Genomic DNA, 16,214 nt, shown 5'->3' with positions numbered 1-16,214 from the left:
TATGTCCACGCTCGAACTCGGTACGGCGTCGTCGAACGCCGAGCCCGGGACACCACCGGCCACCGGGACGACGGTGCAGGGCTGGGTGCGGCCCGGTCCGTCCCCGAAGCAGCGCAGCAACGACATCCTGCTGGGTCTGGCGATGGCCCTGGCCGGCGTCATCGGGACCGAGCTGGCCCGGGGCGCCGCCCCGATGCACGTCGACCTGGGGATCGGCGGGGTCGAGGCGTACGTACTGAGCGCGGCGATCGCCCTGCCGCTGTGCTTCCGGCGCCGCTTCCCGATCCCGGTGATGCTGGCGGTCGCGGTGCTGTTCGTGGTCAACGGCGAGCGGGCAACCTTCGCCTTCAGTGCGAACCTGGTCAGCCAGTCGAGCATGTTCATGGCGATCTACGCCGCGGTCGCCTGGGCCCGGGACCGGCGTCTGGTGAAGGCCTCGGCGGCGCTGGTGTTCGTCGCCATGTTCGGCTGGCTGACGATCAACTTCGTCAAGGCGCTGCGCAACAACGAGATCGAAGGGCCGAACCACGCACTGCTGTCGCCGTACGTGTCCAGCGTCATCATCACGCTCGCGCTGAACGCCCTGTACTTCTTCGGTGCCTACTTCTGGGGCCGCACCGCGTGGGGGATCGCCCGGCAGCGATACGAGCTCGAGCAGCAGGCCGCCGAGCTCGCCACCCAGCAGGAGGCGAACGCCCGGCGCGCGGTGATCGACGAGCGGCTGCGGATCTCCCGCGAGCTGCACGACGTCGTCGCGCACCACATCAGCAGCATCGGCGTCCAGGCCGGCGGTGCCCGCCGCGTGATGGACACCGACCCGGACGCGGCCAAGGACGCGCTCAGCGTGATCGAGCACTCCAGCCGCACCGCCGTGAACGAGATGCGCCAATTGCTCGGCATGCTCCGCGCGGCAGACCCGGACCTGGACATCGACGCACCCGTCGTCAAGGAGCCGCAGGCAGGCGCCGACCGGCTGCCCGCGCTGATCGCGGAGGTGAACGGCGAGGGCCTGTCCGTCGGATTCCACCAGATCGGTGCACCGGTCCGGCTGCCGGAGACCGTGTCGGTGTCGGTCTACCGGATCGCCCAGGAAGCCCTGACGAACGTACGCCGCCACTCGACAGCGCGCAGTGCGCACATCACATTGCGTTATCTCGGTGACGCGGTCGAGCTCGAGGTCCTCGACGACGGCCGGCCGAAACACGCGCCGGTGGGGAGCCGGCTGGGCCATGTCGGGATCCGTGAGAGGGTCGGTCTGCTCGGCGGCGAGAGCGAGATCGGGCCGCGTCCGGTCGGTGGCTTCCGGGTCCGGGTCCGGATCCCGCTCGACCCGCAGAACCGCCCACCGGCCCCGAATCCACTGGCCCCGAATCCGCCGGCCCCGAATCCGCTGGCCCCGAAGGAGAGTTCGGAATGACCGAGACCGCCCCGATGCGGGTGCTGCTCGTGGACGACCAGGACCTGGTCCGCGCCGGCTTCCGGATGATCCTGTCGGTCGAGCCGGACATCGAGGTGGTCGGTGAGGCCGCCGACGGCGAGAAGGCGATCGAGCTCGCGCTGGCGTTGCGGCCGGACGTCGTACTGATGGATGTCCAGATGCCCGGCATGGACGGGATCACCTCGACCCAGCAGATCGTCGCGGCCGACGCCGGCAAGGTCGTGATCCTGACCACGTTCGACCGCGACGACTACCTGTTCGAGTCGCTCGGCGCCGGGGCCAGCGGGTTCCTGCTGAAGAACACCGCGCCCGAGGACCTGGTCGACGCGATCCAGGTCGTGCACTCCGGCCACGCCCTGCTCGCGCCGGAGGTGACCCGCCGGGTGATCAAGCGGTTCACCGGCGGCGGCGAACGCGTCTACCGCCCGGACCTGCTGGCCGAGCTGACCGACCGGGAGCGCGAGGTCCTCGGCCTGATCGCCCGCGGCCTCACCAACACCGAGATCGCCAACCAGCTCTTCGTCGGCGAGGCCACCGTCAAGACCCACGTCTCCCGCGTGCTGCTCAAACTCGGCCTCCGCGACCGGGTCCAGGCCGTCGTCTTCGCCTACGAATGCGGCCTAGTCACCCCCGGCGACGACGCCTCCTCCTGATCCGTCCACCCCGCGGATGACCTGCGTGATCACCCGCGCGGACGACGTGCGCGCGTACCTGTCCTGACTAGCTTGGGGAGTGTCGGGCAGCGGTCCGGCGGGGGCTGAGCTGATTGGGAACGGTGACGGATGCTGAGGGTGGCTGGGCTCACTCGGCGATTCGGTGCGCAACTGGCGCTGGACGATGTGACTTTCGACGTGGTGCCGGGGCGGATGACCGGGTTCGTCGGGGCCAACGGGGCCGGTAAGACGACGGCGATGCGGATCATTCTCGGCGTGCTGGCCGCCAGCGCCGGCGAGGTGAGCTGGCAGGGCGAGCGGCTGACCCAGGAGGTACGGCGTGACTTCGGCTACATGCCCGAGGAACGTGGGCTGTACCCGAAGATGAAGATCCGCGACCAGCTGGTGTTCTTCGGCCGGCTGCACGGACTGGACCCGGACCGGGCCGCCGAGCGGGTCGACAAGCTGCTCGAACGACTCGGGCTGGCCGAGCGGGCAACCGACGTACTCGAGGCGCTGTCACTGGGCAACCAGCAGCGGGTGCAGATCGCGGCCGCGCTGGTGCACGAGCCGATCGCGCTGGTGCTGGACGAGCCGTTCAGCGGTCTCGACCCGCTCGCCGTCGACGCGATGGTGGACCTGCTCCGAGAGGAGGTCACCGACGAGGTGCCGGTGCTGTTCTCCAGCCATCAGCTCGACCTGGTCGAGCGGTTGTGCGACGACCTCGTCGTCCTGTCCCGCGGCAAAGTCGTTGCCGCAGGCCCCGTTGCCGACCTGGCCGCCGGACCTTCTTCGACGTACAGGCTCAGGGTGGACGGCGACGCGGGCTGGCTGCGCGACGTCCGCGGCATCCAGGTCCGCGACGTCGCCGGCGGTACGGCGCTCTTCGACGTCGAGGACGACGGTGCTGTTCAGCAGATCCTTCAGCAGGCGATCGCCCGTGGTCCGGTGCTCGAGTTCGGGCCGGAACGGGTGGCACTGAGCGACGTCTTCCGGGAGGCGACCCGATGAACGACCGTACTCTCGACCGGCCCCTTGATCGGGCATGGATGCTGATCGCCCAGCGCGAGGTGAGCACCAAGCTCCGGGACAAGACCTTCATCGGTTCGACCGTGGTGATGCTGCTGATCGTGATGGCCGCGGTGATCCTCCCCGCGGTGCTCGCCGGGCGCGGTGGCGCCGACAAGATCGCCGTGATCGACGACGCCGGCGCCAAGATCGTGCAGCAGGCGTCGACGACCAAGGGCGGTGACGGCTTCGAGGTGACCCGGGCAGCGGATCGGCCGGCCGCCGAGCAGCTCGTCACGAGCGGCGACGTCAAGGCAGCGCTGCTGCCCGGGCAGAACGGGTACGTCGTCCTCGGGAAGGACCGCGTCGACTCCGGGCTCGAGAGCGCGCTGCGCGAGGCGGCGGTGAACGTCGGCATGGAACAGAACGCGGCGCAGGCGGGGCTGACGCCTGACGAGCTGCGGGCCGGCACCAAGGTTGAGTTGCAGCTGCTGAAGCCCGGTCCGTTGCCGGACATCGTGTCCGACTTCGTCAACATCGGGCTGGCGCTGGTGTTCTACATGACCGCGCTCGGCTTCGGCATGATGATCGCGCAGAGCGTCGTACAGGAGAAGGAGAGCCGGGTCGTCGAGATTCTGGCCGCCGCGGTGCCGATCCGGTCGCTGCTGTGGGGCAAGGTGCTCGGCAACACCGCGCTCGCGCTCGGACAGATCGTGGTGATCGCGGGGACGTCGCTCATCGGGCTGCTGATCACCGACCAGGCCGACATCCTCGAGGTTGTCGCGCCGGTGGCCGGCTGGTTCGTGGTGTTCTTCGTGCTTGGGTTCGTCGCACTGGCCGGACTGTGGGCGGTGGCCGGCTCGCTGGCCACCCGGCAGGAGGACCTCGGGTCGACCACGCTGCCGGGGCAGATGATCCTGATGATCCCGTTCTTCTTCTCGGTGTTCGCCGGGTCGTCGGCCAAGACGGTCGCCTCGTTCATCCCGATCGCGTCGTCGATGTCGATGCCGGGCCGGATGCTGACCGAGGACGTACCGCTCTGGCAGCCGCTGGTGGCGATCGCGATCCTGCTCGCCGCGACCGTATTGATCATCCGCCTCGGCGCTCGCCTGTACGAGCGGACGCTGCTGCAGACCGGCCGCCGGCTCGGTTACCGGGAGGCGCTGGCGCTCGACGCGTCCTGACTCATCGTCACGGCCGGGCCGCGTGTTACACAGATGGCCCGGCTGTGACGAAACCGCAATGTTGGGTACCTGTGTGCTGTGCCTACACCTGGACTACGGTCTCAACGCATGAACGTCGAGCTGCGCCACCTGCGGGTGGTGGTCCTAGTGGCAGAAGCGGGGTCCGTCGGACGGGCCGCCCGCTGGCTGAAGGTGAGTCAGCCGAGCCTGACCGCGCAGCTCAAGCGGATCGAGGCGGCGTTCGGCGGCGAGCTGTTCGAGCGCTCCCGCACCGGGGTCACGCCGACGCCTCTGGGCCGGTACGCCGTCGATCGAGCCCGCGCGATCCTGGTCGACGTAGATCACCTGTCCGCGACCGTGTCCGCGATGACGGCGGTCGAGTCCAGTGCGGCCCGGCTCGGCGGGTTCCCGACCGCGCCGATGTCGGGGATCGCGTCGCGGCTGCGCGACCACGGCGAGATCGAGCAGGTCAGCATCGAGGTCGAGTGGTCCACCAGCGTGCTGCTGCAGCAGCTGGAGAGCGGGCGGCTCGACTTCGCGCTGCTACGGGAGTTCCCCGGGTTCGAGCTGCGGCTGCCGAGCGGCGTCGAGGCGATCACGGTCGTCGAGTCGGAGTCGGCGTACGTCGTGATGTCGGCCGACCACCCGATGGCGGTGGGCTCGCGGGCCCGCGGGGAGATCCAGCTGTCCACGCTGTCGGACGAGGAATGGATCGGGGAGCCGCCGGACGACAGCGGGTTCCACGTGCTGTTCCGGGCGGCGTGCGAGTCGGCCGGGTTCCAGCCGAAGGTCGAGCACCACTCGGTCGACACGTCCGTGCTGATGGGGTTCGTGACGAGTGGTCAGGGTGTCGCGCTGATCTCGCCGACGTCGTACCGGATGCTCTCCTCCGACGTCACCACGCGCACCCTGGTCGGCGACCCGATCCACCGCAAGCTGCTGCTGGCCTGGAGCACGGACTCACCGCGGGCGCAGATGGCGCCCGACGTGCTCGCGATGGCGACCGCGGCGTACGACGAGGCCATCACCGAGCACGCCCGGCGCGATCAGCACCAGCGCATGCACGTCGCTTGAACGCCTACGTTCCGGCGGGCCTGACAACCGGGACCTCGAACGCGGTGAAGTGGAACTCCCCGGTGTCCTCGGGGTCCTCCATCCGCTCCCGATACTGAGACCCCACCTGCTCCTTAGGACCCGGCACCTTCTCCGCCTTGCTCCCGGAAGCCTTCTGCTCCGGCACTTTCTGCTCCGCCGTAGGCTCTTCCTTCACCTCGGGCGCCTTCTGCTCCGCCGCGGGCTCTTCCTTCACCTCAGGCGCGCTCTGCTCCGCCGCGGGCTGCTGGTTCACCTCAGCCGTCGGGGCTGGCTCCTTCACCTCCGGCGCACTCTGCACCGCGGCCGGCTCTTCCTTCACCTCCGGCGCACTCTGCACCGCGGCCGGCTCTTCCTTCACCTCCGGCGCCTTCTGCTCCGCGGCCGGCTCTTCCTTCACCGCGACCGGCTCGGGCTCCTTCGCCGCCGGCGTCTCCGGCTTCGGGTCGGCCGGCACCTCCGACTTCGGTTCGGCCGGCGGCTCCGCCGTTTCCGGCTCGGCCGGCGTTTCCGCCTTCGGCGCAGCCGGGGCGACCTGCGTTACCTCGAGGTCGGCCGGAGGAGTCTGCTCCGCTCGCGGTTCTACTCGGGGCGCTTCCTGCGTCGGCTCGTCCTCGGGCTCAGCTACTGCTGTGTCCTCCGGCCCGGCTTCCGCGGGCTCGTCCGCCGGAGGAGTGGCCGGCACCTGGACCGTCTCGTCACGGTCCGTCGGCACGAGCACCGTCTCGTCTGGGTCGTTGCCTGGGGCATCGTTCTCGGGGAACTGGGTGGTCTGGTCAATGCCCCCGACCGGGAACTGCGAGGTCTGATCGTCCGCCTGGTTACGCGGGCGAACCGGCTCCGGATCCTCGTCGAACAGGTCGTCGAACCGGCTCCTCGTTTCGTAACCGGCGTACTGACCGCCCACCGGATAGGTGCTCCCGGCAACCGGGTACACCGACGCGGCATCCGCCTCCTCCTGCGCCTGCGCGACCTCCTGCTCGCGCTGCAGTCGCTCCGCCTCGACCCGCTCCCGCCGCCGGCGCTGCACACCGTGCACCATCAGCTGGATCGCGTAGACCAGCGAGATCACCGCGAGGATCGGTACGACGCCGTTCAGCGTGTACTGCTTCGACCCCTCGATCATCCCGGTGGTCACCCCGGGGACGTCGTTCAGGAAGTTCGTGGTCCGGTTCGGGATCCAGAGCCAGCAGTAGATCAGCGTGCCGAAGGCGAGGAACGCCCCCAGCGCGCCGGCGCCGGTGAAGTACGACACCACGGCCCAGAAGATCAGCGCGCCGATACCGTAGGCAAGCGCCATCTCCTTCGTATTCAGCTCGATACCGCCCGGCGCCGCGAGTACTCCGAACACCGCCGGCCCGGCGAGCGCTACGGCCACTCCGAGCAAGAACCCAAGAAATTTGGACACACCTCCAAGGTAGCGACGTTTTGCCGTCTCGCCCCGCAGACACTTCGGCACCACACGGAAGGGCAATCGCTTGCCTAAGGTAGATCCATGCGCCGTCCCAACATCCTGGTTGTCCTGTCCGACGAGCACACGGCCTCGGCAACGGGGTGGGCCGGGCACCAGCACGTCCGGACGCCGCATCTGGATCAGCTGGCCGCGGAGGGTGTCTCGTTCGACCGCGCGTACACGAACAGCCCTATGTGTGTGCCTTCCCGGCTCTCGCTGATGGCCGGGCAGTACGTGCACCAGATCGGGGCCTGGGACAACGGAGTGATCCCCGGGCCGTCGTTTCGCACGTGGGGTCACCATCTGCGCGAGGCCGGTTACACCTCGGTGATCGCCGGGCGCACCCACTTCAACGGACCGGACCGGCTGCTCGGGTTCGACCGTCGGCCGACCGACGACCTGGACTTCTGGCTCGACCACAGCGGCCGTCCACTTCGTCGTACGGCGGAGTGGCGGCGGCCGTCCAACTCCCACGTGACCGAAAACGGCCCTGGCGACCACGTCCACACCAGGCACGACGTCGAGGCGACCGACGCCGCACTGGAGTTCCTGGGTGATCCTGGACCGGATCCGTTCCTGCTGTACGTCGGGTATATGCATCCGCACTTCCCGTTGGTCGCACCGCCGTCGTTCCGCGCTCTCTACGATCCGGCCGACGTCGAACCGCCGTTGGCTACGGGCCACCAGCACCCGGTGATTTCGCTGCTGCGGCACGGTTTCCGCAACGACGAGCCGCTGACGGAGGAGCAGGTGCGTGAAGCGACCGTTTGCTACTGGGCGCTGATCAGTCACCTGGACCACCAGATCGGTCGGCTACTGGCGGCGGTGCCTGACGACACGGTCGTCATCTACACGGGTGACCACGGCGAGATGGCCGGCCACCACGGCATCTGGCAGAAGCAGTGCTTCTACGAGCCCGCCGTACGCATCCCTCTGCTGCTTCGCCATCCGTCCCAGCCCCCGGCTCGGATCGCCTCGCACGTCAGCCTGATCGATGTGCTCCCAACCCTCCGAGACATCGCTGGTCTGGCTCCCGACCCGGCTCTTCCCGGTGTGAGTCTGCTGGACCCTGTCGATCGACCGGTGTTGTCGGAGTACCACGCGCAGGGGATGGTCGACGGCGGTTTCATGCTGAAGTCCGGTCCGTGGAAGTACTGCTACTACGGTGCCGGGCAGCAGCCGCAAGTCTTCAACCTCGACACCGATCCGCTCGAGCTCCACGACCTCTCGACGGACGAGGCCCTGGTGGCCAAGCTCGATTCCGAACTTCGATCGATCGTGGACCCCGACCGGATCGACGTACTCGCGAAGTCCGACCAGGCGGAGCGCCTGGCCACCGTGCCGAGAGGATGATTCTGCTTGTCCGCGCCCAACATTCTGCTGATCGTTTCCGATGACCATGGCTACGCCGATCGCGGCGTACAGGGCGTCCATCACGACGTACGAACGCCTGCCCTTGATCGGCTCGCGGCGGAGGGAGTCAGCTGCACCGACGCGTACGTGACGGCGCCGATCTGCAGTCCGTCGCGAGCCGCGATCATCTCCGGGCGGTATCAGCAGCGGTGGGGCGGTCAGTGGTTCGACTCGGCCGCGTTCCCGCCGGACGACGTACCGACACTGGCGGAGATCCTGCGGGACCAGGGGTATCGCACGGGGTACTTCGGCAAGGTGCACTACGGGGGAGAGGCGGTCGGTGATCGGGCCTGTCCGCCGCATCATGGGTTCGAGGAGACGCTGTACGGGTTGGCCGGTCAGTCGTTCGGACGGCTCAACTACCTCCACCACTCGGAGAACGCGGTCTCGTCGTACGGGCAGCCGGCGGCGCATCACATGGCGGTCCAACCGTTGCTGTCCGGGGACGAACCGGTCGAGCACGAGGGTTTCCTGACCGCGGAGCTGGGACGGCGGGCGGCCGAGTTCATCACCGGTTCGGACGAGCGACCGTACTTCTGCATGCTCGCGTTCAACGCCGTGCACAACTTCTGCTGGCAGCTACCGGAGGCCGAGCTCGTGGCTCGCGGTCTCCCCACCTTCCGCGACTGGACACCGGACGTCGACGGCTCCTACACCGATTGGTACGACGACGTGATCGTGCCGAACCTGCCGCACGGGCGGGAGTACTACCTCGCGCAGCTGGAACTGATGGACGCCGAGATCGGACGACTGCTCGAGCTGGTCGACGACGACACCATCGTCGTCTACGTCACCGACAACGGCGGCTCGACCTGCAACTTCGGCGACAACGCGCCGTTGCGCGGCACGAAGTACACGCTCTGGGACGGCGGCATCCGCATCCCGATGCTCTGGCGCTGGCCGGCCCGGCTCCCGGCCGGTCGTCGTACGGACGCCCTAGTCAGCACCCTCGACCTAGTCCCAACCCTCGCCGCCGCAGCCGGCGCGACGGTCGCCGGCGCCGACGGTCTCGACATCCTTCCCGTGCTGTCCGGCGAGTCAGACGCCGCCCACGACACCCTCCACTGGGACTGCGAATTCCAATGGGCAGTCCGCTCCGGCCCGTGGAAACTCAGCTGGGTAGCCGACACCCCCGACGTAGACCACCTCAAGTCCTACGAACACGCCCCCATGGGCAACGGCTGGTTCCTAGCCAACCTCTCCAACGACATAGCCGAACAAACCAACCACGTCACCACCGACCCCACCATCGCAACCCACCTACAAACCCTCCACACCACCTGGCGAACCAAAGTAGGCCTACCACCCCTCACCAACCTCACCCCACCCACCACCTAACCCACCCACCACCTAACCCACCCACCAACCGCCCCAGCCACCAACCGCCCCAGCCACCAACCGCCTGACCCATCCAGCCCCATCTACCACCTGACGAGGCGCCACCCAGCCCCGCCCGCCAGTTGACCCGGCCGTCACCCGACCTGCGCAGCCAACCGCCCGCCCAGGCCACAAACACCGCGCAGGCGATCGCCGCCCGGTCGTCGGCGTCAACTCCAGCCGCACGCCCAAGCCACAAACCCAGCCCCCGCGACCGCCACCCGACCGACAGCGTCAACTCGAGCGCCCGCCCGGCCCCAAAACCAGCGCCCGCGATCGCCGAGCGTCCGCCAGCATCAACTCCGGCCGGCCGGGCCGCCCACCCAGCGCACCCGACCGCCGGCCGACCACCCCATCAACTCCGGCCGCCCGCCGAGGCCGCCGACCCAGCGCACGCGACAGCCCCCCGACCGCCACTCGACCGGCCGCGTTAACCCCAACCGCTCACATTCGGTGCTTTGCCTAGGCACCGAACGGTCACTCAAACACCAACCTGCAAAGCTCCGAATGGGAGCTACCCGCACCCACCCACAACGCAGCGGCAGCGGCACAGCGGCACCGTCACCGGACCCTCAAACAGTCAACCCATAGGTGATCGCCGTAGGCGGTTCCTCGGTGTGATCAATGTCCGGACTCCGCTCGTACTCCTCCCACGCCAGCAGCTGATCCAAATGCCGACGCACAGGCTCAAGCACCTCCGTCACCGACACATCCCGCCCCAGTTCCTTCGACAACGTGGTGACATCAGCATCCGCAATCCCACACGGCACAATCCGGTCGAACCAAGCCAAGTCGTTGTCGCAGTTCAGCGCGAACCCATGCATCGTCACCCCCGACGCAACCCGGATCCCGATCGCCGCGATCTTCCGCTCCCGCCCGCGATCATCCGCCGCCACCCAGACCCCACTACGACCCTTGACGCGCCCTGTCTTCACCCCGAGCTCAGCACAGACCGCGATCAGCGCTTCCTCCAGCCGCCGAACGTAATCCACGACGTACACATGTGAGGCCAGCTTCACGATCGGGTAGCCCACCAGCTGCCCCGGACCATGCCAGGTGATCTTCCCACCGCGGTCGACATCCACCACCGGCGTACCGTCGAACGGCCGCTCCTGCGGTTCGGTCCGCTTGCCCGCCGTGTACACCGGCGGGTGCTCGAGCAGGATGACCGTGTCCGAACCCGTGCCCTCGGCAACTTCCGCGTGCAGGCGCCGTTGCTCGGCCCACGCGGTCTCGTAGTCCACCGCGTCGGCGCCGAACCCGGCCTCCACATACCTGATATCCCTCACGCCTTCGAGTGTAGGCGGCGCCCGATCCCGTCGTACGCCGCCGTCCACAGGCACCCACCGTACGCCCGGATCGCGCGCTCCTGTGGATAACTTCCGCGGCGGTTCTCGCGATTCGTGCACTCTCTTGGACATGGACCTCGAAGACATCGCCGGCTACAGCCTGCGCCGGAAGCTCGGGTCCGGATCGGCCGGCACCGTCTGGCAGGTCCGCGACCTCGCGTCCGGCCGCAACGCTGTGCTCAAAAGCGTCCCGATCACCGCGATCCCCGACCAGGAGAAGCTCCGTGAAGACCTGACGATCCTGCAACGCATCCGTCACCCACACATCGCCCGCCTATTGGAGTTCCGCGAGACCCGCACCGAGTGGCTAGTGATCAGCCAGCACGTCGTAGCCGGCAGCCTCGCCGCCCTCCTCACCCGCCGCCCCCCGCTCTCACCGGGCGAACTAGTCACCCTCCTCACACCCCTGGCCGAAGCCCTAGACCACCTCCACCGCTCCGGCCTAACCCACGGCCGCCTGACCCCCACCAACACCCTCTTCGACGCCGACGGCCGCCCAGTCCTCACCGACACCGCCCTCCACCTCCAGGCTCCGTGCGCCCCCGCCCACACGCCCAACGACGACCTACGAGCCCTAGCCACCCTCTCCCACCAAGCCGGCGCCGACATAGCGGTATTCACCCCCACCCTCTTCACCACAACCCCACCCCACAACCTCCCCGCCAGCCTCCTAACCCTCGCCGCCCCCGAACCCATCGACCTCGCCTTCCCCCAAGACACCACCCCGGCCCGCCCCGCGCACCCACCCACCGCGCCACCCTCCGACGACCCCGTAGAACGCTCCCGCACCCCCCTCGCCCCACCCCCCGCCACTCCGTCCTCCCCGCCACCCTCACAAGCCACCAGCACCCCCCACCCGCCGACACCCCCCAAACTCCCCAAACGACGCCCCCGCCGCTCCCGCCCCCTCCGCCGCCCCACCCTCACCCGCCGAGCCCCCATCAACCCCCTAACCCGCCTAACCCCACCCACCCCAACCTCGCCACCAGCGACCCCACCCACCTGGACTCCGGCCCCCACTGCCGAACCGCCAGCGATCCCACCCACCCCAACCTCGCCACTCACCCCCACCCCGCCACTGCCCCCACCCACCTGGACTCCGGCCCCCACCGCCGAACCGCCAGCCATCCCACCCATCTCCACCACGGCACGCGCCATCCCACCGCTACCGACCCCACCCACCCCGACGTCGCCACTCGCCACCTCACCACTGGCGACCCCACCGACCTCAACCCGGGCACTCGCCGCTACATCATCCGCGATCCCACACGCCTCGACCTCACCAGTCGCCGCCGCACCGACCGCGACCCCACCCATCTCGACCTCGGCACTGGCCGCTGTCCCGGTGGGAACCCCAACGCGACCAGACCGCCCCCGAACGCGCCGCCACCCTTGGCGCCGCAACCAGACGCTCTGGCGCCGCTTAGCCCTGCGCCTGCCTCACCCCGCGTTCGGCGTCGTGGCCGCAACCGCCCTCGGAGCCGCAGTCGTCCTGGTCATCGGTATTGCAACTGTCAGCGCCCTAGACACTCCGAGCACCTCAACAGCCGCAGGCAACCAACCCACACCCTCAGCAACCCCCACCGACGCAGTGACCCCCACCGACGCCACAACCCCGGCAACCTCCACTGGCGCTACCACGCCACCAACATCCGCGGGCGTCACCACCCCGCCAGCAAGCACCGCCCCCACCACCACGACATCCACCGGCACCTCGACCTCAACAGGACCCACCGGCGCCACCAGCCCAACAACATCCACCGGCATCACCACTCCGACGACACCCAGCGGTGCCACCACCCCACCGACAGGCGCGCGACTCCCGACCACCGCCGGTTCACGCACCGAGACCACCGACTGGGCGCTGACTCTCAGCGCCCTGGATGCCCAACGTGCACACGCCTTCTGGACCCTCGACCCGCACATCCTCGACAAGATCTACGTCCCCGGCAGCCCACCATGGCAGACCGACCGCGAGCTGCTGGCGACCTACCGCAAACAACAAGTCCGCATACAGGGACTCCACATTCAGATCGACAAGACCACCATCTCCCACCAAACCCCCACCACCATCACCCTCAAGACCACCGACCACCTGTCCGCCGGCCAAGCCGTAGACCACACCGGCACCACAACCCCGCTCCCACCCGGCACCCCCACAACTCGCCTCATCACCCTCACCAAAACAACCCCCACCTGGCGAATAGCCACCATCACCCCAGCCTGACCCCGGCCCGCGACAGCACGCCGCTACAACTGCTGCCGCTCGCCACCACCGCTCCCACACGCGCTCGCAACAGCCGTTGCCGCCCACCGCCACCGCTCGCACACGCGCCCCGCTGCAGCAGCTGCCGCTCGCTCCAGCGCTTGGACGCGCGCCCGCTGTCGTCCGCGACCATCGCTCGCACACGCGCCCCGCTGCAGCAGCTGCCGCTCGCTCCAGCGCTTGGACGCGCGCCCGCTGTCGTCCGCCACCATCGCTCGCACACGCGCCCCGCTGCAGTAGTTGCGCCCGCTCCAGCGCTTGCACGCGCGCCCGCTGTCGTCCACGACCATCGCTCGCACACGCGCCCCGCTGCAGTAGTTGCGCCCGCTCCAGCGCTTGCACGCGCGCCCGCTGTCGTCCGCCACCATCGCTCGCACACGCGCCCCGCTGCGGCAGTTGCGCCCGCTCCAGCGCTTGCACGCGCGCCCGCTGTCGTCCGCCACCATCGCTCGCACACGCCCCCGCTACAGCTGTTGTCACCCGCAACCGCCCGTCTCGGGCAGGTGCTTCGTTCATCGACCGCTTGTGGTCAGCTCCGTGCAGTCGTCTGCGCCTGAACCGTCAACGGACTGGCGTCATCAGCGCTGGAGCAGCTCCTCCTCTCACGCAGCGGGGCCGCGAGCCGCGCCGTCCAGCGCTGAGCGAAGCGTGCCGCGTGCAGTATGTTGCTTTGGGCAACCTATTGCGATTGTCCACAGCGCTTGCCGGTTTGTGGATAGTTGAAGATCATCTGTGGATGACTGGAATCTCTGCAAAACAAGGGCTTCTGGGTTTGAGAACTGTCGGTGGGTGTGTCTAGGGTTGACGGCATGGAACTCCTGGGCGAGCGGCCGGTCTGGTCGATGAGCGGCGGCGAACTGCTGACCACTCTCGACCAGCTCGACGCCGACCTCGCCCGCCGACAGACCTACCGACTGCAGGTGATCGCGCGCCTCGACGAGATCGGCCACGCCCAGGAAATCGGCGCGCACGACACCGCCCAACTGCTGGCGTTCCGCTACCGTCTCGACCGCCCCGAAGCCCGCCGCGACGTCCACCTCGCACTAACGCTTTCGAAGTACCCCGCCGTGTCCGCTGCCCTGCCCGCCACCGCAGACATCGACCTGGAAGACCGACCCGGCGATCCGGGAGACCCATCCGGCGTCCCGGGAGACCCATCCGGCGATCCGGAAGATCTGCCTGCCGACGCGCGTGAACTGATCGACGATTCGGACGAGGCCGACGCCACGGAGACGGCGGAACTGTTTCTGCGCCCGGCCCAGGCCGGGGCGATCGTGTCCGCGCTCGAGAAAGTCCCGGCCACCGTGCCGGTCGAGGACCTCGAGGTGGCCGAACGTGAACTCGTCGGCCTGGCCCGCCACCTGTCCCCGGCGGAACTGCGTAAAGCCGGCCAGCGGGTTCGCGACGTACTGGACACCGACGGCCCCGAACCCGACGAACGCAAGGCCTACGACCGCGAAACGCTCACCCTCATCGGCGCGGACCGCGGCGTGAAGTTCCGCGGCTACCTGGCCAACGAGAACGCCGAACTCCTCCGGTCCCTCATCCACGCCGGCGCCCGCCCGCACCGCACGATCGACGGTGAGCTCGACCCTCGCCCCCGAGACAAGCGCCAAGCCGACGCCCTCACCACCGCCCTCACCCTCGCCACCACCGCCTACGACACCGCCACGACACCACCCAGCACGACACCACCCGGCACGATCGCAGCCGGTACGACTGGTCCCGGTACAACCGCGGCGGGTACGAGCGGTCCTGGCACTATCGCGGCCGGTACGACTGGTCCCGGTACAACCGCGGCGGGTATGAGCGATCCGGGTACAACCGCAGCGGGTGTGAGCGGTCCCGGCACGACCGCGGACGGTACGACTGGTGCTGGCACGAGCGCAGCGGCTGCAACTGGTCGTGGCGCCGCGGGTGCCAGTACTGCAGGTGCTGGTGTGGTGGATGCGGACGGGACGACCGGGGCTGGGAGGTCCGAGGCTGGGAGGTCCGGCCGGGTGCCGGGGTTCGGGGCCAAGGCCACTATCACCGTCACCATCGATCTGCAGGACCTGAAGTCGGCGGCCGCGGATGCGATCGGTGACACCGTGTACGGCGACGGACTGTCGGCGGCCGCGATCCGGCGGATGGCCTGCGACGCGAAGGTCATCCCGCTGGTGCTGGGGTCGAACTCCCAGCCGCTCGACGTCGGACGCGCCGAACGCCTCGTTACCGGCGCGATGCGCCGTGCCTTGAACGCCCGCGACAAAGGCTGCGTCGTCTGCGGAGCCCCACCCGTCCACTGCGACGCCCATCATCTGCAGTCCTGGATCGACGGAGGCATCACCGCGATCCACAATCTCGCCCTGCTCTGCCGCCGCCACCACATCGACCTGCATGCCGGCGACTGGATCATCACCATCACCAACGGCGTCGTCCACGTAGCCCGCCCCAGTTGGGCCGACCCATCACCACAACGACGTACGGCCCAACCACAACGGCGGGCCGACTCGAGTAGACCGCAGCGCCAACCCGCCACACCCTCACTGCGCACTGGACCGAGCCTGTCAGAATGCACGGCCGCATCGCAGACCGGAGCCAACCCAGCAGGTCCATCCCGCATGTCCTCACCGGACACCGGAGCTAGCTCGTCAGGTCCGTCGCGCACGGCCGCACTATTGGAGGTCCGGGGCTCGTTGAGCCCCACCGCAAGCGGAATGCGAGAAGGGATGTTGCAGCGGTTGCTGCTGGCTGACGGCGAGAGCAGCGGGGGCATGTCGCCTTGCTCGCTTCGCGAGGCGGCAAGTCTGGCCATCTGGGGTGAGGCACCTACCCCAGAAGCCGAACAGGCGAGTCAGGGCGGGAGTGCGATGCTCGGCGATCAAGCAGGCGAGCAACCAGGCGATCTCAGCGACGAAGGTGCGGCTGACCTGTGGTGCGAGGAGGCGGTCGTCAGACCTGCTTCGTAGGCAGGGATGCGCGCGGCCGCGTGGGGTCAA

The 16,214-nt window shown here is 68.8% G+C and carries 11 protein-coding genes; 9 read left to right on the top strand and 2 right to left on the bottom strand.

What is annotated here, in order from left to right; translation table 11 throughout:
* Window position 1 precedes the first annotated feature (1 nt).
* From AB0E63_RS06185 to AB0E63_RS06165, 5 genes are all read left to right on the top strand, one after another.
* Window positions 2-1,417 carry a sensor histidine kinase gene (locus AB0E63_RS06185; RefSeq protein ID WP_360362158.1) on the top strand — a complete coding sequence of 472 codons (1,416 nt, stop codon included), beginning with the start codon at window positions 2-4 and terminating at the stop codon, window positions 1,415-1,417.
* Window positions 1,414-2,091: a response regulator transcription factor gene (locus tag AB0E63_RS06180; RefSeq protein ID WP_360362155.1), complete on the top strand. Its 678-nt coding sequence runs from the start codon at window positions 1,414-1,416 to the stop codon at window positions 2,089-2,091. Before AB0E63_RS06185 ends, AB0E63_RS06180 begins: the two co-directional genes overlap by 4 nt.
* A gap of 129 nt (window positions 2,092-2,220) precedes the next feature.
* Window positions 2,221-3,102, top strand: coding sequence for an ATP-binding cassette domain-containing protein (locus AB0E63_RS06175; RefSeq protein ID WP_360362152.1), 882 nt, complete (start codon window positions 2,221-2,223; stop codon window positions 3,100-3,102).
* Window positions 3,099-4,283 carry an ABC transporter permease gene (locus tag AB0E63_RS06170; RefSeq protein WP_360362149.1) on the top strand — a complete coding sequence of 395 codons (1,185 nt, stop codon included), beginning with the start codon at window positions 3,099-3,101 and terminating at the stop codon, window positions 4,281-4,283. Before AB0E63_RS06175 ends, AB0E63_RS06170 begins: the two co-directional genes overlap by 4 nt.
* Window positions 4,284-4,391: 108 nt before the next feature.
* Window positions 4,392-5,357 (top strand): LysR family transcriptional regulator, encoded by a 966-nt coding sequence (locus tag AB0E63_RS06165; protein WP_360362146.1) that lies wholly within the window; start codon window positions 4,392-4,394, stop codon window positions 5,355-5,357.
* A 4-nt stretch (window positions 5,358-5,361) separates the two neighbouring features.
* Here AB0E63_RS06165 and AB0E63_RS06160 read toward each other — a convergent pair whose 3' ends face one another.
* Complete coding sequence (locus AB0E63_RS06160; RefSeq protein ID WP_360362144.1) at window positions 5,362-6,783, bottom strand: hypothetical protein; 1,422 nt, start codon at window positions 6,781-6,783, stop codon at window positions 5,362-5,364.
* An 87-nt stretch (window positions 6,784-6,870) separates the two neighbouring features.
* Between AB0E63_RS06160 and AB0E63_RS06155 the strand changes: the two genes are divergently transcribed.
* Both AB0E63_RS06155 and AB0E63_RS06150 read left to right on the top strand, forming a co-directional pair.
* Window positions 6,871-8,181 (top strand): sulfatase-like hydrolase/transferase, encoded by a 1,311-nt coding sequence (locus tag AB0E63_RS06155; RefSeq protein WP_360362141.1) that lies wholly within the window; start codon window positions 6,871-6,873, stop codon window positions 8,179-8,181.
* Window positions 8,182-8,187: 6 nt separating this feature from the next.
* Window positions 8,188-9,579 carry a sulfatase-like hydrolase/transferase gene (locus AB0E63_RS06150; protein WP_360362138.1) on the top strand — a complete coding sequence of 464 codons (1,392 nt, stop codon included), beginning with the start codon at window positions 8,188-8,190 and terminating at the stop codon, window positions 9,577-9,579.
* A 611-nt stretch (window positions 9,580-10,190) separates the two neighbouring features.
* Here the strand turns inward: AB0E63_RS06150 and lipB are convergent.
* The gene (gene lipB, locus AB0E63_RS06145; protein WP_360362262.1) at window positions 10,191-10,862 is read right to left on the bottom strand and encodes a lipoyl(octanoyl) transferase LipB; all 672 of its coding nucleotides are present in this window, start codon (window positions 10,860-10,862) and stop codon (window positions 10,191-10,193) included.
* A 175-nt stretch (window positions 10,863-11,037) separates the two neighbouring features.
* Between lipB and AB0E63_RS06140 the strand changes: the two genes are divergently transcribed.
* Complete coding sequence (locus AB0E63_RS06140; protein WP_360362136.1) at window positions 11,038-13,194, top strand: protein kinase; 2,157 nt, start codon at window positions 11,038-11,040, stop codon at window positions 13,192-13,194.
* An 848-nt stretch (window positions 13,195-14,042) separates the two neighbouring features.
* Window positions 14,043-16,184: a DUF222 domain-containing protein gene (locus AB0E63_RS06135; protein ID WP_360362133.1), complete on the top strand. Its 2,142-nt coding sequence runs from the start codon at window positions 14,043-14,045 to the stop codon at window positions 16,182-16,184.
* Window positions 16,185-16,214 lie beyond the last annotated feature (30 nt).

The sequence above is a fragment of the Kribbella sp. NPDC026596 genome (assembly GCF_040638415.1).
In the GTDB taxonomy this organism is placed as follows: Bacteria; Actinomycetota; Actinomycetes; order Propionibacteriales; family Kribbellaceae; genus Kribbella.
This window is presented reverse-complemented; position numbering and strand designations above follow the sequence as displayed.

What these genes read in the sequence shown, in the direction of transcription:
- AB0E63_RS06185 (WP_360362158.1), top strand. Translation starts at nt 2, where the DNA reads ATGTCCACGCTCGAACTCGGTACGGCGTCGTCGAACGCCGAGCCCGGG.
- AB0E63_RS06180 (WP_360362155.1), top strand. Translation starts at nt 1,414, where the DNA reads ATGACCGAGACCGCCCCGATGCGGGTGCTGCTCGTGGACGACCAGGAC.
- AB0E63_RS06175 (WP_360362152.1), top strand. Translation starts at nt 2,221, where the DNA reads ATGCTGAGGGTGGCTGGGCTCACTCGGCGATTCGGTGCGCAACTGGCG.
- AB0E63_RS06170 (WP_360362149.1), top strand. Translation starts at nt 3,099, where the DNA reads ATGAACGACCGTACTCTCGACCGGCCCCTTGATCGGGCATGGATGCTG.
- AB0E63_RS06165 (WP_360362146.1), top strand. Translation starts at nt 4,392, where the DNA reads ATGAACGTCGAGCTGCGCCACCTGCGGGTGGTGGTCCTAGTGGCAGAA.
- AB0E63_RS06155 (WP_360362141.1), top strand. Translation starts at nt 6,871, where the DNA reads ATGCGCCGTCCCAACATCCTGGTTGTCCTGTCCGACGAGCACACGGCC.
- AB0E63_RS06140 (WP_360362136.1), top strand. Translation starts at nt 11,038, where the DNA reads ATGGACCTCGAAGACATCGCCGGCTACAGCCTGCGCCGGAAGCTCGGG.
- AB0E63_RS06135 (WP_360362133.1), top strand. Translation starts at nt 14,043, where the DNA reads ATGGAACTCCTGGGCGAGCGGCCGGTCTGGTCGATGAGCGGCGGCGAA.